The organism is Oceanobacillus sp. FSL K6-0127 (assembly GCF_037983385.1).
Classification (GTDB): Bacteria; Bacillota; Bacilli; order Bacillales; family Amphibacillaceae; genus Oceanobacillus; species Oceanobacillus profundus.
This window is the reverse complement of sequence record NZ_CP150287.1, coordinates 1,686,799-1,707,095: the sequence shown is the minus strand read 5'-3', so window position 1 is coordinate 1,707,095 and position 20,297 is coordinate 1,686,799. Positions and strand designations below refer to the sequence as shown.

The window sequence follows — 20,297 nt, the reverse complement described above, 5'->3', positions numbered from 1 at the left end:
AGGGCAGAAAGGACTGGCGAGCCAGTCCTTTATTTTTTTTATTTTGTACTTACAGTTGTTACTCTTCGTATCAATAAGAATGAAATGAGATAAATTACAATGCCTATGCCGAAAATTTGCAGGAACAAGGTTAGCTTTAAATCTGAAAATAAATCGGTAAAAAAGTCAATTAACCAACCTTGTGCAATCCCAACAAATAAGATAATCACTTCAATCCCGACAACAATTCCTCCCCCTAACAGTCCATATCTATAAAATATCAGACCAGTTAAGAACATTACAGTTAGAAAAAGAAACATTACGGACATATCAATAATTACTCTATTAACCCATGTATCTTCCATGAGCTGTGCCACGTGCATAAAACCAAATGTATGGAGATTTGTTACATCAGTAAAATATAAAATAATCGTGTGTAGCGTATTTGCAATTACTGCTTTCATTAAAGCTATTGCAGCAAAAAACAGACCAAGACTTATAAATAAGTTCTTTCTCGTTGCGCCCATCTTTAGAGCAAAAGGAATACTTTCTCTTACTGTAATAAACCCTAAAATACCACAATATACGTAGATGAATTGAAACATGAAGTAGAGACTACCATCTTCCACCCCAAGTAAAAAGTAAGAAATCGTTAATGAAACGCCTAGTATACCGAGTAAAATTGTCCAGAAAATCATCAGTGAGTAGCGTATATCCGTTATGAAGAAATAAAGTAATCCATTTATCTGCCTGCCCATTTTAAGCACCCTTCTTTCTTTCTGTTAAATAAATCATTAACTCTTGGATTGGAATACCTTCCACTTCTAGTCCATGCACTTTTGCATCTGATGCCGTTCCATAAACGTATGCAGTCATTACTCCTGCAAGTTGCTTTCGCTCAATTACTTCCTTACCTGCTAGGAATCCTTCAACTTTATCAATGCTTCCTGAAACGGAAATTGCGTTATCACGAAGTGTCTCCGCCTCTTCTTGTAAAACCAATGACCCTTCTCTTAAAATAAGTACTTCTTCAAACAGCAAGCTCACTTCATCAATTAAATGGGTGGAGAAAATAATCGTTCGCTTTTCTGTCTGATATTCTTCTAACATAATTTCGTAAAATCTTTTTCTTGATGGTGCATCAAGTCCGATATACGGTTCATCAAAGATTGTAATTGGTGCTTTACTTGCAAGGCCAACTGTAATACCTAAAGCCGATTCCATTCCTTTGGAGAGCGTTTTTACTTTTGCATTTAAGCTTAAGTTATATTCCTGAATCAAGTCCTCTGCTAGTTCTTGATCCCAATTTGGGTAGAAATACGAATATATTTTAAGGACATTTTTAATCTTTAAATCCTTTTTAAAGTTGTTTCCCTCTTTAATTAAACAAATCGATTCGGTTAGTCGCTGGTTATCGAACGGATTCTCTCCATCGATCAAAATCTCACCACCGCTTGGTAATATCTGTCCAGATAGAATATCCATAAATGTCGTTTTACCAGCACCATTTCTCCCGAGTAATCCATAAATTTTTGGCTCATCTAATGTGAAAGAAACATTGTTCAGAGCAGCTTTTTCTTTATACTTTTTAGATAGATTTTTCACTTCAATCTTCATTTGAAGTATCCTCCCTTTCCACCATTTCGATAAGTTCCATTGCACTAATACGTAGCTTCTCCGCCTCACTTTTTAGGGGAAGCATGTAATTTTCATAAAATGACTTCTTTCGCTTTTCAATTAAGATTTGCTGTGCATCTTCGGTAACAAACATCCCAACACCCCTCCGCTTAAATAGAATGCCCTCTGCGACAAGCTCATTGATTCCTTTTGCTGCAGTAGCTGGGTTAATCTTGTAATAAGCTGCAAATTCATTTGTAGATGGAACACGTTCTTCTGCTTTTATCGTTTCATTTATGATGGAATCCTCTAGCTGTTCTTTAATTTGAAGGAATATTGGCTTACTATCATCTAATGAATTTTTCATATTCAGTTCCTTCCTATTTGGTTAATTACTTATGTAACTAACCCTATAACTAATGAACATTTTTGTCAATAGTTTTTTGAAAAAATAAAAAAACAGCCTAGCAAGTGCTAAACTGTTTTAAGTCTTATATTGTATCCAACTGGACCTTAATCCTCACCAATCTTCTTGTCTTCACTCTTTGGGAGTCGTCCTGCTTTTTTTACGGATTCCCGAAGCAAAAATTCTACATGACTGTTGACGCTTCGAAACTCATCCTTTGCCCATGACTGGAGGATATCATATAATTTGGGGTCTATCCGCAATGGAAAGTTCTTTTTTTTAGCCATAAATACCCCCTCTTTTATTGATATAATGAACCAGTATTGATCACTGGCTGCGTCCCATGATCTGACACAATCGCAACGAGTAAATTATTAATCATCGCAACTCTGCGCTCCTCGTCTAAGTCAACAATCCCCTCTTTTTCAATTCGCTCAATCGCATCCTGCACCATTCCGACCGCACCATCAACGATTTGCTTACGTGCAGAGATAATTGCACTTGCTTGCTGGCGCTGCAGCATTGCCTGAGCAATTTCTGTTGAGTAGGCAAGATGTGTCAATCGTGCTTCAATCACTTCAACGCCAGCGACTTTCAAACGATCCTGGAGTTCTACTGTTAATTCATTCGATACTTCTTCTGCATTCCCGCGTAGTGTAAGCTCAACATTTTCAAACGTATCATACGGGTACTTTGTAGCAACCGCTCGAATAGCTGTTTCACTTTGAATTTCGACAAACTGTTCATATTTATCAACATCAAAAACCGCTTTTGCTGCATCCACTACTTTGAACACAATAACTGCAGCTATCTCAATCGGATTCCCGTTCACATCATTTACTTTCAAACGATTGCTATTAAAGTTTCGCACACGTAGTGAAATGGTTCTCCTCACTGAAAATGGAATCGTAACTACAATACCTTCTCGTCGTATTGTCCCCATGTACTTACCGAGAAATATAACGACAACCGACTGATTAGGCTGCACAAGCGTTATTCCACTGCCTAAGGTAACAGCTAAGATTAAGCAAATTCCACCTAGTACAAACTGTTCTTGAACAAAACTGAATACCGTACCTGCCAAAAGCAATGCAACGAGAAGAATACCGATGAAGCCATTTATCATCCAAGCCTTTTTCTCATGAATCATATTAACACACCTTCCAAAATGATTTTATTTTTATATTAATATGATATCATTTTTGTATTAAATTGTAAATTAAAATGTCAGAATAATTAACTAGCAGCATTAATTATATTTGAAATCGGATCTTTTTTAGGTATTACAAAATAACCTCCACCGTCTGTATAAATGACCAGATCGCCGAGCGCCGCAGTCGAATAAATTAGAGCATTTACACTATATAAATTGTCAATCACCTGGTCTACTGGATGTCCATAATTATTATCTTTACTATAGGTAAGAATAGCTATCTCAGGATTGACCTCTTGTAAAAATTCTAATGATGAACTTGTCTTTGACCCATGATGTCCAACCTTTATTATTTCGGATTCAACATCATAATCTTCCATTATTTTTTTCTCCTGTTGTTTCTCTACATCACTCATTAATAAAAAATCCATCTCCTTATAGGAAACCTTTAATACAATCGATGACTTATTATTGTTTTTAAATTTTTCATAGGCATTCCAGATTTCAATATTAATCAGTGGATCAATTTCAATCGTGTCATTTTTTTCTGCGATTTGAACTGGGATATTCTGTTTTCTTATTTCCGATATATATTTGGCAAAAGTTCTTGTTGGATGAAGCTTTCCCGTATCGAGAATTTCATTGACAGTGACAGCTTTCATCACTTCCGGAAGACCGCCAATGTGATCCATATCTGGATGTGTTGCAACTAATAAATCTAATTCAGCAATACCTTGGCTTTTTAAGTACGAGATGATTTTTTTCCCAGACCCGGGTGGCCCGCCATCAATTAAAATTGTTTTATCTAAAGGCGTTTCAATTAGAATACTATCTCCTTGACCAACATCAATAAAATGCACCTGCATATTTGGGGTATCTTCACTATAACTATTATTAGGATAAGCAATTAGGCAAATATGAATAATGATAATTACTGATAGCCATCTTTTCATAAAAAACATCCTTTTTTCGCTGTTTGTTATAGCTTTTACGAATGTTCATATGTTATTAGCTTTTTATTGTAGGGATATTTTGGGTTGAATATTAGTATTGAAGGCTGCGACAACAGTGTTTTTATCACTTGTTACAGCAAAAATAACGCGGTCTGAGCATTTTCGAATTACGGTAAAATAACTTTATTCTGGAGAGATTATTAGGAAAGGATGGATTCCTAGACACAGCCTAATGTAGAATCGTGGTTCTGAGTTACCGAATGGCCTCGTTTTCTCTTTAATCGGGCACTCATCATCTTTATGTGTTACCAAATTACCTCGATTTTTCTTTCTTCGGGCACTCATCATCTTTATGAATTACCGAATGGCCTCGATTTCTTTTTATTCGGGCACTCATCTCCTTTATGAGTTACCGAATGGCCTCGATTTCTTTTTATTCGGGCACTCATCTCCTTTATGAGTTACCAAATTACCTCGATTTTCCTTTATTCGGGCACTCATCATCTTTATGTGTTACCAAATTACCTCGATTTTTCTTTATTCGGGCACTCATCTCCTTTATGAGTTACCGAATGGCCGCGGTTTCTCTTTACCTGGTCACAGGTCTCTCCATCTGGGGTCACAAGATCTTATACCACGGGTAACTGGTCCGCACTTTCAAATAGTATAAAGCCGTTAAATTTAATTCCCTAACTTACATAAACAAAAAAAACCCGCTGCAAACACGCAGCGGGTTTCACTTAAGCTATTACTTTTTCTGAACGACAATCTCCTGATCAACAGCATCGACATGCACATTATCGACTGTTTCTTCTTCTAGAATTAAATCTGTTAATTGATCTTCAATTTTATCTTGGATGACACGACGTAATGGTCTTGCACCGAATCGTACATCATAGCCTTGTTTAACGAGCTCTTGCTTCGCTTCATCTGAAATTGTAATGTGAATATTATTTTCCTCAATCGTTTCTTCAAGATCTTTTAGCATTAAATCTACAATTTTTAATAGATCTTTTTCTGCTAACTCATTAAAGTTAACAATTGCATCGAAACGGTTCAAGAATTCTGGTTTAAAGTAGTCACTTAGGTTTTCCAATGTTGATACAGATTCATGACGATCACTGTTAAAGCCAACATTGACTGATTTCACTCCAGTTCCTGCGTTACTTGTCATAATAATCACAGTTTCTTTGAAGCTGACCTTTCTGCCATGTGAATCGGTCAAATGACCATCTTCCATAATTTGCAGGAACATATTCTGTACGTCTGGATGTGCTTTTTCAATCTCATCCAAAAGCAGGATAGAATATGGATTACGGCGAACACGCTCAGTTAGTTGTCCTGCCTCTTCATGACCAACATAGCCTGGAGGTGATCCAATAATCTTAGACACAGCGTGTTTTTCCATGTACTCACTCATATCAAGACGAATCATCGAGTCACGCGTACCAAATAATTCTTCTGCTAATACTTTTGTCAGTTCGGTTTTCCCTACACCAGTTGGTCCGACAAATAAGAAGGATCCAATCGGGCGATCTTTCGCTTTTAGTCCTGCACGACTACGGCGGATTGCTTTAGCAACTTTATCAACTGCTTCATCCTGACCAATTACTTTCTTACGCAGGTTTTCAGCAATATTTTTCATTTTTGCTTGTTCATCTGCTTGCATTTTCGTTACTGGGATGCCTGTTTTCTCTTCGACTATTAATTGAATATCTGAGATGTCGACATCCAGTACTTTTTCACCGTCTACGGCTTTTTCAACTTGCTTTTGTAATTGAATTTCCTGATATCTTAGATTCGCAGCACGTTCATATTCTTCTTTTTCTGCCGCTTCTTGCTTCTCTTTGACTACCTCATCTAAACGTTTCTGCAAGGAATCGGAATCTTTTTGAGCATTTGCAAGATTTAGACGTGATCCAACCTCATCCATCAAGTCAATTGCTTTATCTGGCAGGAAACGATCTTGAATATAGCGACTTGATAGTGTCACAAATGCACGAACAACCTCATCTGAATATCGAACTTCATGGAATGCTTCATAACGATCTTTGATTCCATTTAAGATTTGAATAGCATCTTCTTGCGAAGGTTCATTGACCATGATTGGCTGCAAACGGCGTTCTAGTGCCGCATCCTTTTCAATTTGACGGTACTCTTTCAATGTCGTAGCACCGATTAATTGCAGTTCACCACGAGCTAGTGCCGGCTTTAGGATATTTCCTGCATCCATTTGGGAACTTTCTGCAGTCCCAGCACCGACGATTAGATGAATTTCATCGACAAACAAGATAACATTTTCACGTGCTTGCAATTCTTCAATCAGTTTTTTCATACGTTCTTCAAATTGTCCGCGTATTCCTGTATTCGCTACAAGTGAAGCAACGTCAAGCAAGTAAATTTCTTTATTGAGCAGCTTCGCAGGTACATTGCCTTCTACAATTTTAACTGCTAGTCCCTCTGCGATTGCTGTTTTACCAACACCTGGTTCCCCGATAAGAACCGGATTATTTTTTGTTCTTCTATTTAAAGTCTCAATAACTCGTTTAATTTCTTTATCACGGCCGATTACAGAATCTATGCTACCAGCACGTGCTGCATCATTTAGATTTTTTGCTAATTGGTCAATCAAGCCATTCCCTTTGTTTGCTTTTTGTTTTGTTTGTGTTCCCGTTTTGCTTGCTCCATTACCTTGGAAGAAGTTATTTGAAAATGCTTCATTGAAATCCCCGAACGGAGAATTTGAAAAGAAGTCATTTGAATTCATCATCTTTCCTTGAAGCTCTTGGAAACATGTAGCACATAAGTGCATTTCCACTCGCTGATTATTTATCTGCATTTGCGCATTTATATTTGCTTCATTTGTTCCACATTGTTGACATTTCATTTTCCATTCCTCCTTGGAAATATTCCATATCGTTCTCAGGTTTGACTTTGACTATCTTTGACCTTAACTACATTATACTCTGACCTTTTTTGACTTTCAAGTGTTTTGATAAATTTTTTTATAAAAAGTGAAAAATCCCGACTAGTTATTAGTCGAGATCGTTGGGTATACTTTATTTAACAGCTTCCCTTTGGCGTAATTCAACACGTCTGATTTTTCCGGAGGTTGTTTTTGGAAGCTCGTCCAGAAACTCAATTTCCCTTGGATATTTATATGGTGCTGTTAATGCTTTAACATGCTCTTGTAATTCTTTGACCAATGCTGTTTCGTCATGATCTATATTATTTTTTAATACGACAAATGCTTTGACAATACTTCCTCGAATCTCATCCGGACTTGCGACAACAGCACATTCCTGAACATATGGATGTTTGACCAAAGCATCTTCCACCTCAAATGGACCAATCGTATAGCCAGAGCTAATTATAATATCATCGCTTCTTCCCTCAAACCAAAAATAGCCATCCTCATCTTTGCGTGCCCTGTCTCCAGTGATGTAGTAATCTCCACGGCGAGAATGCTTTGTCCGCTCTATATCTTTATAGTACTCTCTGAAAAGAGCTGGACTATCTAATTTCACAGCAATATCACCAACTTCATTCGTTGAGACTGGTTGACCTTTGTCATCAACAATTTCCACATCGTTACCTGGAGTTGGTTTGCCCATGGAACCAGGTTTCACTTTCATTCCTTTCATTACTCCCAATAGTAATGTGTTTTCAGTTTGACCATAGCCATCGCGAACTGTGATATTGAAATACTTGCGGAATACATCAATAACCTCCACATTCAATGGTTCACCAGCAGATACAGCACTTGTTAAATCCGAAAGATTATATTTGCTAATCGTATCTACTTTTGCCATCATTCGATATTCTGTTGGCGTACAGCACAGGACATTGATTGCTTGCTTCTCTAAAATGCTTAAATATTTTTGTGCATCAAATTTTCCGTGATAAATAAATCCAGTTGCCCCTGTACCAAGCACAGATAAAAACGGAGTCCATATCCATTTCTGCCAACCAGGCCCAGCCGTTGCCCATACTCTATCTCCCTCTTTAATAGAAAGCCAGTGCTCTGGAGCCGTCCTTAAATGCGCATAGCCCCAACCATGTGTATGAACAACACCTTTTGGACTTCCTGTTGTACCAGAAGTATAGGAGATAAAAGCAATATCATCCTTTGTTGTCGATGCAATCTCTAGTACATCAGATTGTTGTTCTCGTAGTTCATCTAAAAAATAAAAATCATCCCGAGTCTCACCAACCACAAATTTGATTAGCTCATCATACTCCTCAATATCCTTATATTGTTCTACGTAAGGATAATAGCTGATTATTCCACGCACTTCACCATGGCTTACACGGTATTGCAAGTCTTTTGTTTTTAGCATTTCAGAGCTTGGAATAACAATAACCCCGACTTTGATTGCTGCCAAATATACTTCATAAGCCTCGATTAGTCGAGGTACCATTATAAGTACTTTATCTCCTTGCCTTAGTCCTTTTTCAAGAAGGGCATTACCAATTTTATTAACGTTTTTCATTAATTGTTCATAGGTCACTTCTTTTGTATGACCTGGTTCATTTTCCCATATTAGTGCCGTTCGTTCTGTATTTGTAGCATGCTTTTCCATCTCCATTATAATATTATAATCTGTTGGCGCGATTAGGTCTCTCCGATTCACCATGTATCCCCTCCCACAATAATTATTTTAATTGTAACAAATAATTAAGAATATTTATATAAATAAAAACTAAGGGTTTCTGTTTATAGTCCGCTCTTCTTTGAGTAATCCATAAACAGTCCTGTCTAGGTATTCACTGTTTAAATACTCAAAGTTGCGAATAACTCCTTCTTTTTTGAAACCTAAGCGCTCTGGTATTGCTTTGCTTTTCGTGTTTTTTGATGCTACATTGATTTCAATCTTTCTTAGTTCTAAATCCATAAATGCATGATTAATAAGCTTTTGACAAGCGCAAGTAACCAGTCCTTTTCCTACATAGTCATCTCCCAGCCAATACCCGATTTCAGTTTTTCTCGCAGTCCAGTCAATATATAAATACCCTATCGAACCGACGAGTATAGCATTGTACCAAATACCTGCCCAATACCCATTGTTTTCGGATAGTCTTTTCAGTGACTTTTCTATGAATAATCTTGTGTCTCTAATATTGTTTGTTTTTGGGGGAATGAGAGCCACTCCCCTATACTGTCCCGGCTTCCATCAATAAGATGATATAATGCTTCCGCATGCCTTGGTTCAAAGATGGAGATATAAGTGTCCTCATTAATGATTGCCTTATACATAAAGCATACCTCCCTTAATAATCCATTCTCTCCATTAACTTTAACATAAAAGTCTTTGGAAAATTCCTCTCAACTTATTTGATTTGGTGGTGCTGAAAAGAGCTCTGAATGAACCTCCCTCCACTTAAAACGCCCGTTTTTGAAGTGGGGGTTTCCTACTAATTAAAAAAGACCAAATCGATAATTCGATTTGATCCTGTAAATTGATATCATTTTAAATCTCAAGTAACTGCTGTTATATAATTACTCAATCAGCCGAAGAAATAGGCTATCACGGCTGATTGATTTGATACAGCAAAAAGTATCGACCGAGAGATGAGCTGTCACGGTCGATTAATAACATAAACTGAGAAAGATCAACCGTGATAAAGTTTTTAGGAAAAGCAGTTGTCCTTCATTCCACAATAAACATTCCTCTCCAACTACGAGTATTTCCCCTAAAGTCCAAACATTCCATTTGGCAGCATATCATTTAATAGTAAATCATCAAGGCTTTTGAACGTATATCCTTGTTTTTTTAATTCCTTGATGACTTGCTCGAGTGCTTGGGCATTGTCTGATGACACAGCATGAAGCAATATAATTGCCCCTGGATGCATTTGCTCCATTATTTGCTCATAAGCATACTCCCAGCCTTTTTGATCTGCAATTTTCCAATCAGCAAAGGCTAGTGACCAAAACACATGAATTAACCCTAGTTCATTTGACCATCGTAATGTGTTTTCATTAAAAACACCACGGGGTGGTCGAAGAAATTTTATTTCCTTTTGATCCGTTAATTCTGCTACTGATTCCTCTAAGGTTTCCAATTCCTTTTTAATCGATTCTTTATTCATAATCGTAAAGTCAGGATGATGGTAAGAATGATTTCCAATAATATGTCCTTCATCAACCATCCGCTTCACAAGATCGGGTTCACTTTCTACATAATGCCCGGTTATGAAAAATGTTGCCGGTACCTTTTCCTGTTTCAACACTTTTAAAATATCCGCTGTATATCCCTGCTCATATCCATTATCAAATGTAAGGTATATATTTTTCGCACCGGAATCATCTACATAATAGGCGCCATATTGATCAAGCAATTCCTTATAATGACCTATTTCTGGAATTTGGTGATCGGAATTCTTTTTATACCCCCAGCCAAATGCGCTGGTAGTGCCCGGCTCCATAAAGCAAATGAAAAAGGCAAGAAAAACGATGATTGATTTTAACGTAAATTTCCGCATAACAACCCACCTAGTTTTTTTCTTACCTTTTCCTACATGCTATTTAATTATTCACATTACAAAATAAGTGCTGCTATCCATCCAAATATAAATAACGGAATATTATAATGGAGGAAGGTCGGCACACAAGTATCCCATATATGGTGATGCTTTCCGTCTGCATTCAGACCAGATGTAGGTCCAAGTGTGCTGTCCGACGCAGGAGAACCTGCGTCCCCAAGTGCTCCCGCTGTTCCAATTAATGCCGCAGTTGCCATTGGCGAAAATCCAGCAGCAATACAAATTGGTACATACAAAGCTGCAATAATTGGAATCGTTCCAAATGAAGAACCAATCCCCATTGTGATTAATAAGCCAACTAATAATAAAATAAAGGCAATAAGTACTTTATTGTTGTTTAAATAGCCAGAACTCAATTCAACAAGCGCTTCTACCGCTCCTGTTTCATTTAGAACCTCTCCATATCCTGATGCGACAAGCATAACAAATGCGATTGTTCCCATCATGCCAATTCCTTCTGTCATCACCTTGTCACCTTTTTTAAAGGGGATAACGAAGAATAAAAACATAAGCACAAGTCCAGTTAAGGCACCTGCGATAAGGTTTTGGGTAACCAGCTGTACAGCTAATGCGCCCAAAATAGCTATTATTGTAAACAAATGCTGCTTATTAAATGGGACGCTCTCTGTCGTTGCTGTTGTAATTGTAGATTCTGTTCCACCAGCTCCTGGTATTGCATCTCTATCTTTTCGATAAGTAATAAAAATAGCGATAAATAAGCCAACAATCATCCCGCTTCCTGGGATAAGCATCGCTAGTGATACTTCGTTCTCAGTAATAAAAGTGCCATTTTGTATCATGCCTTCTTCTATAATTCCTTGAAAGAGAAGCCCAAATCCTGCTGGTATCATAATGTATGGAGCTTTTAAACCAAATGTTAGGGCTGATGCCACAGCACGGCGGTCTAAACGCATTTCATCGAACAATTTTAATAAAGGCGGTATTAAAATTGGAATAAAAGCAATATGCACTGGCACTGCGTTTTGTGATAAACAAGCAACTCCGGCTATTGCAAGTACCAGCATTGTTTTCTTACCTGTCAATTTGCGAATTAAAAAATTCACTAAAATCGTTGTAATGCCGGTATAACTAATTGCAACAGCAAACGCACCTAGAAGAATATAACTCAATGCAGTATTCGATGCTGCCCCCATTCCACTTACCATCATTTCAATTGAATCTACCAGACTTAATCCCGCCATTAATCCTGCTACAATCGACGCAGCAATAATGGCTATAATTACGTTCACGCGCAGTAAACATAAAATTGTCATTACAAGCACGGAAACAATTACAATCCATTCCATCTCAAGCTTCCCCCTATGTTCTTATCTATGTTGTGTAATTGAATTTAACTTTAATACTTTAATATGATAAAGCATTAAAACGGATTTTTCAACCCTTTTATGAAAATAAAATACCCTGTAAATAAATTCACAGGGCTTGTAACTATTTTAATTGAAATGAAAAGGATACATGATCCTGAACGGGAATCCAAGCACCAATCCCTTGCTTCGTAACATTTTTAACTACTAGAGATTTCTTCGAGCCTTTTAACTGAAGATAAACTTCTCCAAAAGTAACCTGCCCTTTTTCATTCACTGCAGGAGCAAATGCTTGCAAAGTTCCATTTTTCTTAGCTGGTATTGCATAGGAATTATCTTTCTTCGTATTTTTGCCGATTATCGTCTGATAAGAAAGTGGAAGTTTTGTTTTTTCCTTTGATTTAAGCAGCATCATTTTTTTAACATCTTCCGGATTTGTAATTTTATTGGTTAAGGCACCTTTAATTTCCTTTTCTTCCTGTTGAATATAATTCATATTTTGTGGCGCTTCCTCACCATAATTACTCAATTCATTTGTGTTGATTGGCTGGTATTCCCAATTGATATTTGATTCATCTGATTGATAATTTAACGGCCAGCGTCCAAGATAGACCATTCCCCGGTAACCGATAGCAACCGGTGAAGGCTTTAATGATGTTTCATTTAGCATTTTAATCAAATCAGGGTTTTCAACAGGTATGGATAATGCGTCAAGCAATTCCTGGGTTAGTTCGCTTGGCTCAATGACTTCCTGGTCCTCTGTTGAATTTGGAAACGTATTTTCTTTCGCTATATTCAACACATGGTTTGGAATTTCAACAGCGTCCTCTGATTTTTTCGCAGCCGATCCGACCGATGGGAAAAGCATACTTAATAAGAAAGCAATTATGACAAACTTGGTCATTTTATTTAATTTCATGTTTCCCATTCCTTTCTTTTTCCCTATTTTTTTCGATTGAGGAGGAATTTATACATTACTTCATGAAATTGACTAAATTACTTTCTGCTTTTTTTCTTTTCAACCTATTCATGTTCCAGCTGCACTAAAAAAGGCTGCCCAAGATTGAGCAACCCTACCTAAACAAATCGACTATATCGTTTTTCTAATCGTTCTTGTAAAACGCCAATTAATATACATATTGGCCAATAAATAAGTGCTACAAGGACATACATTGTCATCGCATCAAATTCTCTTCCTGCTACAATCTGTGTCTTCTGAAATAGCTCTGGAACGGTAATAACAGCTGCTAATGATGTAGCTTTTACAACGTCCATGAACACATTTGTGAGTGGCGGGATTGCTATCCTCGTTGCTTGAGGCAAGATAATCTTTCGCAGTGTTGTCCAGTATGGCATATTCAATGCCTTTGCCGATTCCCATTGTCCTGTATCAATACTATTAAGCGAAGCCCTGTCCACTTCAGCAATATATGCCGCACTATTCAGCCCAAAACCAATAATAGCTGCTGCTGTTGCTGTGAATTGAATACCAACTACGGGCAGACCAAAATAAAGTATAAAAAGAAATACGAGCATTGGTGTACCACGCATAAAAGAAATATAAACACGTGCTGGAATGCGTAATAGAACATGCTTTGATCCTCTAGCTAAAGCTAGGAACAGGCCTAATACAAGACCTATTCCCATTCCAGCTATCGATACAATCAATGTCATTGGCAATCCCTCTAGGACAAAGGGTAAACTATTAATGGCTAATTCAATGTCAAATAATCCTCCGAAATCAAATCCATTGAAGTTCATTTATCAATTCCCCTTACAGATCAAGACCTTCTATTTCTTCAATATCGCCTTCTGGTTTTTCAGAAGCATCTTCTTCATAAAATTGGATTGCTAACTTTGATAATGTTCCATCTTCACGCATCTCACTTAATACACGGTTAATCTCTTCCGTTAATTTATCCGCACCTTTTGGTATAACAACCGCCTGTTCAGTTGGATGGAATTTTAATGTTGGATGCAAATGCAAATCGAAATCAGGAAATGCTGCGACACCAAATTTCGTTAAATAATAGTCATTAATAACAACATCAGTACGCGCATTGCTAACATCGCTTAAATAAGCCTCATTTGGAGCGTTTCCATATGTCACAACCTCAGCACCAAAATGCTCGGCAATTTGACTGTAAATTGTCGTTGCTCCACCACCTGCTTTTTTGCCTTCTAAATCTTCTAATGACTCGATTCCAGAGTTATCGGATTCACGAACCGCCATTGTCGAATAGGAATATTTATATGGTTCGCTGAAATTAAATTCTTCTTTTCTTGAATCAGTAGGCTCGATATCATTCGCTGCCACATCAATTCTTCCACTTTGAATTGCTGGAAGCATACTGTCAATTCCCATTATCTCAAAGCTTACTTCAAGATCTAAACGTTCTGCGATTTCACGCATTACTTCCACATCATAACCTGTTAATTCATCGTTCTCATCGTAATAGGATGCAGCAATTAATGTACCGGAAGTTCCGACTATAAGCTCACCTGCATCTTGAATTGCTTCCCATCTTTCATCTGATGAATCTTCCCCTGCTGTATCTCCAGAATTGCCACATGCACTTAGCACAGCAATCATAACTAAAGCTAAAAGCATTAAAGATAACTTAAGCTTTTTCACCAAAAGCACCCCTTTGTTATATATAATTTTCAAATGCAATTGTAACAGAACTAAGTTGATAAAACAACGTAATGAATTCTGTTTTAAATGATTTTACTAAAAAATTGTAACAATTAATCTGTTTCTATAAATTTATTTTTAGAAAACTAGACATGCACCTAAAACTTTGGTGAATGGCTTAGTTGTACATGCAAAAAAGGAAAGTTTATTATTTGCAAAATTTATATTGACTCTTGCCTCTTTGCTGATATAATAATAAATATCTAATTAGAATTATTATAAAAAGGTAAACATTATTAAAAGGAGGTAACTGTCATGTCTACTGATACTTTAGAAATGAAACGTACAACTTGGAAGACTCCAATTTCCAAGTTAAAAACAGTAGCTATTTATGAGCATCACGAATTAATTGCTGCGCTAATTAGCGGGCTCCTACTACTCCTAGCATGGATTTTTAAAGATCAATTAACCTCTGTTCTTTGGTTTACGCTTCATGGATTTGCATTTGCAATTGGTGGATATGCGAAAGCGAAGGAAGGCATCACAGAAACGATTCAAACAAAGAAATTAAATGTAGAAATCTTAATGATTCTTGCCGCAATTGGAGCAATCACAATCGGTTATTGGACAGAAGCCGCTATTTTAATTTTTATTTTTGCATTGTCTGGTGCTCTTGAAACCTATTCGATGAATAAAAGCAATCGAGCAATCTCATCATTAATGGAATTACAACCTGAAGAGGCTTTACTCTTGCAAGACAAACGAGAAACGACAATACCTGTTTCCCAGCTGAAAATTGGCGATACTATTCTCGTAAGGGCTGGTGAACGCATTCCAGCTGATGGAGTTATCGTTAAGGGTGCTTCTACGATTGATGAAAGCACGATTACTGGTGAATCACTGCCTATCTACAGACAAAATCAGCATGATGTGTACGCAGGCACTGTAGCCCTAGATGGTACATTAACAATAAAGATTACAACAAAACCAAATGAAACCTTATTCCAAAAAATTATCCAGCTTGTCCAATCTGCACAAGAGGAGAAATCAACCTCACAGCTGTTTATTGAAAAGTTCGAGAGCACATACGTATATGGAGTGCTAGCAATTGTAGCTATTATGATGTTTCTTCCATATCTTTTATTTAACTGGACACTTTCTGACAGTATTTACCGGGCAATGGTGTTACTAGTTGTAGCTTCCCCTTGTGCACTCGTAGCTTCCATCTCACCTGCAACCTTATCCGCTATATCGAATGCTGCAAGGAAAGGGATTCTTTTTAAAGGTGGCGTACACCTTGAAAATTTAAGCAACATCCAAGCTATTGCATTGGATAAAACAGGGACACTTACCAAAGGGAAGCCAGCCGTAACAAATGTATATATGGACGAAGCTGTTAATGAAAAGGAAATCTTGTCTATTATCGGGGCTATTGAAAAAGAATCGACACACCCTATTGCCAAATCGATAACTGCGTATTGTTTGGATAAAGCTGGAGTCCTAGCTCCTACTTTTGAGATTAAGCATCTAAAAAATATTAGTGGAAAAGGAATTATCGCTACAGTAGGAAATAATGAGTGGAGAATTGGTAAAGCAGACTTTGTAGGGAAAGAGTTAACAGTGGCCTTTCAACAACAATACGCAGACAAACAATCCACTGCTGAAAAAACATCTACCTTCATTCAAATAAATGAGCGAATTATCGGTATGTTTATCCTAAAAGACACGACAAGAGAATCAGCAAAAGAAGCGATTCATAACTTAAAGTCAAATGGCATTGAAACGATTATGCTTACTGGTGACAATGAATTGACGGCTAAAGCTGTTGCCGAGGAAGTTGGCATAAACCAATACAAGGCCAATTGTCTTCCACAGGATAAAGTCGAATACGTCAAATCGTTTAGGAAGCAATACAAAACGGTGGCAATGGTCGGAGATGGCATTAATGACGCTCCTGCTTTAGCGAATGCCAATGTAAGTATTGCAATGGGAGAAGGAACAGACATCGCACTCGATACAGCAGATATGGTATTGATGAAAAATGACCTAACAAAAATCACAAACGCAATTCAAGTATCCAAACGAATGAATCGTGTTATTAAACAGAATATCATCTTTTCTTTAACCATCATTTTGTTGCTTGTTCTTACAAATTACTTTCAAATTATTGATTTACCACTCGGTGTTATTGGTCATGAAGGGAGCACTATCCTCGTTATTTTAAATAGTTTGCGTTTACTTAAATAGCTGCCTTTTAGGGGGTAGCTATTTTCTTTCACCGATCATGGGCGTCTATATACTTTTTCTATAAATGCGTTTAATACACCACCAAGAATAATAATGATGCCAAATAGATAAAACCAGAACATCAGTATAATGACTACCCCTAGACTTCCGTATGTAGCAGAGTAATCACCAATCGTAATGACATAGAAGGAAAATACCCATGATACGAACTGCCAGCTTATCGTAGCGAATGCAGTACCTATAATAACAGTTTTAAAGTATATCCGTTTATGAGGTGCTAATTTATAGAGAAAGAGAAGCACAATAAAGAAGATCGCAGAAGAAATGCCCCAGCGAAATGTTTCCCAGGTTTGCAAAAAGTCTTCTGATAAACCAAATATGGAAAACAAATACAAGCCAATCATTCTTCCAAAAACCGGTAAAATTAATGCGATGATAATGACAATTACGATGGCAATGGTTAGTAATATCGCGATTAGTCTCCCAAAAAAGAAAGAACGGTTATTCTCGATTTCATACGCTCGATTAAATGCTTTGGTTATGGCGTTAACCCCATTCGAAGCAGCCCAAAGTGTACCGATAATCCCAATAGAAAGCAGACCACCATTTTGCTGGTTGAGCATTTGACCAATATTATTATTGATCAATTCCATTACTTGCGGGGGCGCATAGGTTGCAATCGTATCTAAAATTACTTGAGCATCAAGCGGTAAATATCCAATTAAATTTAATAGAAATAATAAAAATGGGAACAGTGACAACAGAAAAAAATATGCTAACTGTGCAGCAAGACCAAACACATCCACATTTTCGACGCGCTGATAGAACTGCTTCCCAAGAATTAGTATTTTTTTCACGTTCACTCGCTCCCATAAATTAAATATAGTAAATCATTTTCAATACGTTCTTCTACTTTACTATATTTAGTTTAACCCTTTTTTATTCGTAACCTTTTCTAGCGTTGATTCTACTTGCTCTAAAGCATTGATTGCATTCTCTGCACCACTTGCAATCGTTTGATTTAATTCATCAAAGGTATTACGCAAGCTATGAATTGCTTCAGAAGGGTTACTAATAAAGTGAGATGAGCATGATTTCGCTGCGTCAAATCTTCCTTTCGCATAGCTTCTCGTATTTTTGTCGAATAAAGCGACAGCCCCACCTACTACAGCCCCAATAGTCATACTTAAAATGATTCTACGTTTTCCCATTTTCATTCTCTCCTTTAAACAATATGGTATGTATGCTTTATAGATTTTAGTAAATGAACACAACCTGTTAAAACTAACTGATAGGTGTATTCAAAATTCCCCGTATAATATGGATCCGGAACGTTTACATCCTCTGGGTTTTCGACAAAATCCATTAATTTCGCGACTGTTACCGAGTCATCCAGCACCTTTCGGATCTTGTTCAGATTAGCTATGTTCTGATCATCCATTGCAATAATGTAATCAAAGTCATCCCAATCCTGTTCCTTCACTTGTCGTGCGAACATGCCCTCATACGAAACTGCTTCACGGTCTAATAATTTTCTTGTTCCTTCATGTGGTACATTTCCAACATGCCAATCACCAGTCCCCCCTGAATCCACCTTAATTCTATCAGAAAGTCCTTCTTTTTCCACTAAATCACGAAAAATAGCTTCTGCCATTGGCGACCTGCAAATATTACCTAAACAAACAAATAGTACACGAATGTCCATGATGATAACTCCCTTCTCCATTTTCTATTATAAGCAATATAGTGGTTCATAAGCAAAAAATTATAAATAGGAATGGATGATTTTTAGTTTTATTATGTCGAACCCTTTCGATAAATCATTATTAGCTAGGGATTTTGTCAATCGATTTTATAGCGTTTAAGTAGTTCAGAAGTTTTTACAGACTAAAATAACTTTTATTTCCTCTTGACAACCCATCCAATTTTCGAAATATTAGTAAGTATAAGTAATTAAGGGGGATGATTCAATGATAGGTTTTTTAGAACAAGTAAGTGCGTTTGTTTGGGGACCGCCATTATTAATTCTTATTGTTGGAACAGGGATCTATTTAACTTTCAGACTTGGCTTTGTGCAAATTCTCGCGTTACCAACAGCGTTATTAAACGCATTCAGTCGCAAAAAGCAAGATAAGTTGTCAGATGGAGATATTTCCCATTATCAAGCCTTAACCACGCAAATGGCGGCAACAATTGGGACTGGTAACATTGTAGGGGTAGCTACAGCTGTTATTGCCGGGGGGCCAGGAGCTGTATTTTGGATGTGGGTCATGGCGATTTTTGGTATGGCAACAAAATACGCGGAAGCCGTGCTGGCTGTAAAGTACAGGGTCAAAGGTGAGGACGGACAAATGTCCGGGGGACCGATGTACTACCTTGAAAGAGGCTTAAAATTAAAATGGCTAGCTGTTGCATTTGCGATTTTTGGATCAATTGCAGCATTCGGAATTGGTAACATGGTACAAACAAACGCCGTGTCCGCTGCTGCTGAAAATTCATTTAACATTCCAACATGGGTTACTGGAATTATTCTTGCTATTGTTACTGCATTGGTTATTCTCGGTGGAATTAAAAGTATTGGACGTGTAACTGCTTTCTTTGTACCAATCATGGCTGTATTTTATATTATCGGTGGCTTAATTATCATGACGCTTAACTTTGATATTGTTCCAGCCGCTATTAACCTCATCCTAACAGATGCATTTACTGCAAGTGCTGTCGGTGGTGGTATCCTAGGTACGGTTATCCGATACGGAGTTGCACGTGGGATTTTCTCAAACGAAGCAGGTCTTGGTTCTGCTCCCATTGCAGCTGCTGCAGCAAAAACAGACTACCCAGGAAGACAAGGCCTCGTTTCAATGACACAGGTATTTATCGATACAATCATTGTTTGCAGTATCACTGGAATTACGATTGTTATGGCAGATCTGCACCAAACTGGTGTAGCAGGTGGTGCCTTAACTGGTGAGTCCTTTGGTGTTTTCTTAGGAACGCCTGGAGTCTTAATTGTAAGTATCACGACAATCCTATTTGCTTATTCTACGGTTATTGCCTGGTCCTATTACGGGGAAAAGTGCCTTAACTATTTATTCAAGAGTCCAAAGGCAATTACAATCTATCGGTTTGTATGGGTTGTTGCTGTTTTCTTTGGTGCAACTACAGTTATTGATATCGTGTGGCTATTTTCAGACATTTTTAATGCATTAATGGCGATACCTAACTTAATCGGACTCCTCGGGCTATCTGGCGTCGTAGCTTATGAAACAAAACGATTCCTGAAAATAGCGAAAGAAGAAAAAGAGCAAGAAAGAGCTGCGAAATCAAAATCTGCTTAAAGTAAAAAAGCGGAAGCGCCAAGTCGCTGTGCTCTGAAGCTGGATCTGGACGTGAACCGGGGATATTCGTTCATTCGAATATCCCCGGTTCTCACATGTCC

Annotated in this window: 19 protein-coding genes; 2 read left to right on the top strand and 17 right to left on the bottom strand. The window is 37.4% G+C overall.

The features are described from left to right. Positions 1–38: 38 nt before the first annotated feature. The 14 genes from MHH64_RS08530 to MHH64_RS08465 all read right to left on the bottom strand — a co-directional run bounded on the left by MHH64_RS08530 (position 39) and on the right by MHH64_RS08465 (position 14,614). Entirely contained in the window at positions 39–737 is a 699-nt protein-coding gene (locus tag MHH64_RS08530; protein ID WP_095313654.1) for a hypothetical protein, read from the bottom strand. A 1-nt stretch (position 738) separates the two neighbouring features. Further along, complete coding sequence (locus MHH64_RS08525; RefSeq protein ID WP_340003069.1) at positions 739–1,596, bottom strand: ABC transporter ATP-binding protein; 858 nt, start codon at positions 1,594–1,596, stop codon at positions 739–741. Next, entirely contained in the window at positions 1,586–1,963 is a 378-nt protein-coding gene (locus MHH64_RS08520) for a GntR family transcriptional regulator (protein WP_095313658.1), read from the bottom strand. Before MHH64_RS08520 ends, MHH64_RS08525 begins: the two co-directional genes overlap by 11 nt. Before the next feature lie 146 nt (positions 1,964–2,109). After that, positions 2,110–2,289, bottom strand: a complete 180-nt coding sequence (locus MHH64_RS08515) for an Arc family DNA-binding protein (RefSeq protein WP_095313660.1) — start codon at positions 2,287–2,289, stop codon at positions 2,110–2,112. A 14-nt stretch (positions 2,290–2,303) separates the two neighbouring features. Further along, a complete protein-coding gene (locus MHH64_RS08510; RefSeq protein WP_205126998.1) occupies positions 2,304–3,149 on the bottom strand; it encodes an SPFH domain-containing protein in 846 nt (281 codons plus the stop codon). 89 nt (positions 3,150–3,238) lie between these two features. Then, positions 3,239–4,108, bottom strand: coding sequence for a ComEC/Rec2 family competence protein (locus tag MHH64_RS08505; RefSeq protein ID WP_095313664.1), 870 nt, complete (start codon positions 4,106–4,108; stop codon positions 3,239–3,241). A gap of 748 nt (positions 4,109–4,856) precedes the next feature. Next, entirely contained in the window at positions 4,857–6,995 is a 2,139-nt protein-coding gene (locus MHH64_RS08500) for an ATP-dependent Clp protease ATP-binding subunit (RefSeq protein WP_118890393.1), read from the bottom strand. Between the two features lie 172 nt (positions 6,996–7,167). After that, positions 7,168–8,742 carry an acyl--CoA ligase gene (locus MHH64_RS08495; RefSeq protein ID WP_095313709.1) on the bottom strand — a complete coding sequence of 525 codons (1,575 nt, stop codon included), beginning with the start codon at positions 8,740–8,742 and terminating at the stop codon, positions 7,168–7,170. A 69-nt stretch (positions 8,743–8,811) separates the two neighbouring features. Then, positions 8,812–9,258, bottom strand: a complete 447-nt coding sequence (locus MHH64_RS08490; RefSeq protein WP_340003067.1) for a GNAT family protein — start codon at positions 9,256–9,258, stop codon at positions 8,812–8,814. A gap of 544 nt (positions 9,259–9,802) precedes the next feature. Next, the gene (gene pdaA / locus MHH64_RS08485) at positions 9,803–10,594 is read right to left on the bottom strand and encodes a delta-lactam-biosynthetic de-N-acetylase (protein ID WP_095313667.1); all 792 of its coding nucleotides are present in this window, start codon (positions 10,592–10,594) and stop codon (positions 9,803–9,805) included. Positions 10,595–10,650: 56 nt separating this feature from the next. Then, complete coding sequence (locus MHH64_RS08480) at positions 10,651–11,961, bottom strand: Na+/H+ antiporter NhaC family protein (RefSeq protein WP_095313669.1); 1,311 nt, start codon at positions 11,959–11,961, stop codon at positions 10,651–10,653. Between the two features lie 142 nt (positions 11,962–12,103). Further along, positions 12,104–12,898 (bottom strand): YfkD famly protein, encoded by a 795-nt coding sequence (locus MHH64_RS08475; RefSeq protein ID WP_240033870.1) that lies wholly within the window; start codon positions 12,896–12,898, stop codon positions 12,104–12,106. A gap of 158 nt (positions 12,899–13,056) precedes the next feature. Further along, on the bottom strand, positions 13,057–13,740 hold the full coding sequence (locus tag MHH64_RS08470) for an amino acid ABC transporter permease (RefSeq protein WP_095313670.1): 684 nt from the start codon (positions 13,738–13,740) through the stop codon (positions 13,057–13,059). A 13-nt stretch (positions 13,741–13,753) separates the two neighbouring features. Next, positions 13,754–14,614, bottom strand: coding sequence for a transporter substrate-binding domain-containing protein (locus MHH64_RS08465; protein WP_240033869.1), 861 nt, complete (start codon positions 14,612–14,614; stop codon positions 13,754–13,756). Between the two features lie 315 nt (positions 14,615–14,929). Here MHH64_RS08465 and MHH64_RS08460 point away from each other — a divergent pair, with 315 nt between their 5' ends. Next, positions 14,930–16,861: a heavy metal translocating P-type ATPase gene (locus MHH64_RS08460; RefSeq protein ID WP_095313672.1), complete on the top strand. Its 1,932-nt coding sequence runs from the start codon at positions 14,930–14,932 to the stop codon at positions 16,859–16,861. 35 nt (positions 16,862–16,896) lie between these two features. Here the strand turns inward: MHH64_RS08460 and MHH64_RS08455 are convergent, their stop codons facing one another. The 3 genes from MHH64_RS08455 to MHH64_RS08445 form a co-directional block, all read right to left on the bottom strand. Further along, positions 16,897–17,718 carry a YihY/virulence factor BrkB family protein gene (locus tag MHH64_RS08455; protein ID WP_095313673.1) on the bottom strand — a complete coding sequence of 274 codons (822 nt, stop codon included), beginning with the start codon at positions 17,716–17,718 and terminating at the stop codon, positions 16,897–16,899. 66 nt (positions 17,719–17,784) lie between these two features. Continuing rightward, positions 17,785–18,072 carry a YtxH domain-containing protein gene (locus MHH64_RS08450; RefSeq protein WP_095313674.1) on the bottom strand — a complete coding sequence of 96 codons (288 nt, stop codon included), beginning with the start codon at positions 18,070–18,072 and terminating at the stop codon, positions 17,785–17,787. Positions 18,073–18,086: 14 nt separating this feature from the next. Then, entirely contained in the window at positions 18,087–18,566 is a 480-nt protein-coding gene (locus tag MHH64_RS08445) for a low molecular weight protein-tyrosine-phosphatase (protein ID WP_095313676.1), read from the bottom strand. A gap of 265 nt (positions 18,567–18,831) precedes the next feature. Here MHH64_RS08445 and MHH64_RS08440 point away from each other — a divergent pair, with 265 nt between their 5' ends. Further along, the gene (locus tag MHH64_RS08440) at positions 18,832–20,196 is read left to right on the top strand and encodes a sodium:alanine symporter family protein (protein WP_095313677.1); all 1,365 of its coding nucleotides are present in this window, start codon (positions 18,832–18,834) and stop codon (positions 20,194–20,196) included. The last annotated feature ends 101 nt before the right edge of the window (positions 20,197–20,297 follow it).

Bases quoted from the DNA above. Each gene is read 5' to 3' on its own strand.
- MHH64_RS08530 (WP_095313654.1), bottom strand. From the start codon at position 737: ATGGGCAGGCAGATAAATGGATTACTTTATTTCTTCATAACGGATATA.
- MHH64_RS08525 (WP_340003069.1), bottom strand. From the start codon at position 1,596: ATGAAGATTGAAGTGAAAAATCTATCTAAAAAGTATAAAGAAAAAGCT.
- MHH64_RS08520 (WP_095313658.1), bottom strand. From the start codon at position 1,963: ATGAAAAATTCATTAGATGATAGTAAGCCAATATTCCTTCAAATTAAA.
- MHH64_RS08515 (WP_095313660.1), bottom strand. From the start codon at position 2,289: ATGGCTAAAAAAAAGAACTTTCCATTGCGGATAGACCCCAAATTATAT.
- MHH64_RS08505 (WP_095313664.1), bottom strand. From the start codon at position 4,108: ATGAAAAGATGGCTATCAGTAATTATCATTATTCATATTTGCCTAATT.
- MHH64_RS08500 (WP_118890393.1), bottom strand. From the start codon at position 6,995: ATGAAATGTCAACAATGTGGAACAAATGAAGCAAATATAAATGCGCAA.
- pdaA (WP_095313667.1), bottom strand. From the start codon at position 10,594: ATGCGGAAATTTACGTTAAAATCAATCATCGTTTTTCTTGCCTTTTTC.
- MHH64_RS08480 (WP_095313669.1), bottom strand. From the start codon at position 11,961: ATGGAATGGATTGTAATTGTTTCCGTGCTTGTAATGACAATTTTATGT.
- MHH64_RS08475 (WP_240033870.1), bottom strand. From the start codon at position 12,898: ATGAAATTAAATAAAATGACCAAGTTTGTCATAATTGCTTTCTTATTA.
- MHH64_RS08470 (WP_095313670.1), bottom strand. From the start codon at position 13,740: ATGAACTTCAATGGATTTGATTTCGGAGGATTATTTGACATTGAATTA.
- MHH64_RS08460 (WP_095313672.1), top strand. From the start codon at position 14,930: ATGTCTACTGATACTTTAGAAATGAAACGTACAACTTGGAAGACTCCA.
- MHH64_RS08450 (WP_095313674.1), bottom strand. From the start codon at position 18,072: ATGGGAAAACGTAGAATCATTTTAAGTATGACTATTGGGGCTGTAGTA.
- MHH64_RS08445 (WP_095313676.1), bottom strand. From the start codon at position 18,566: ATGGACATTCGTGTACTATTTGTTTGTTTAGGTAATATTTGCAGGTCG.
- MHH64_RS08440 (WP_095313677.1), top strand. From the start codon at position 18,832: ATGATAGGTTTTTTAGAACAAGTAAGTGCGTTTGTTTGGGGACCGCCA.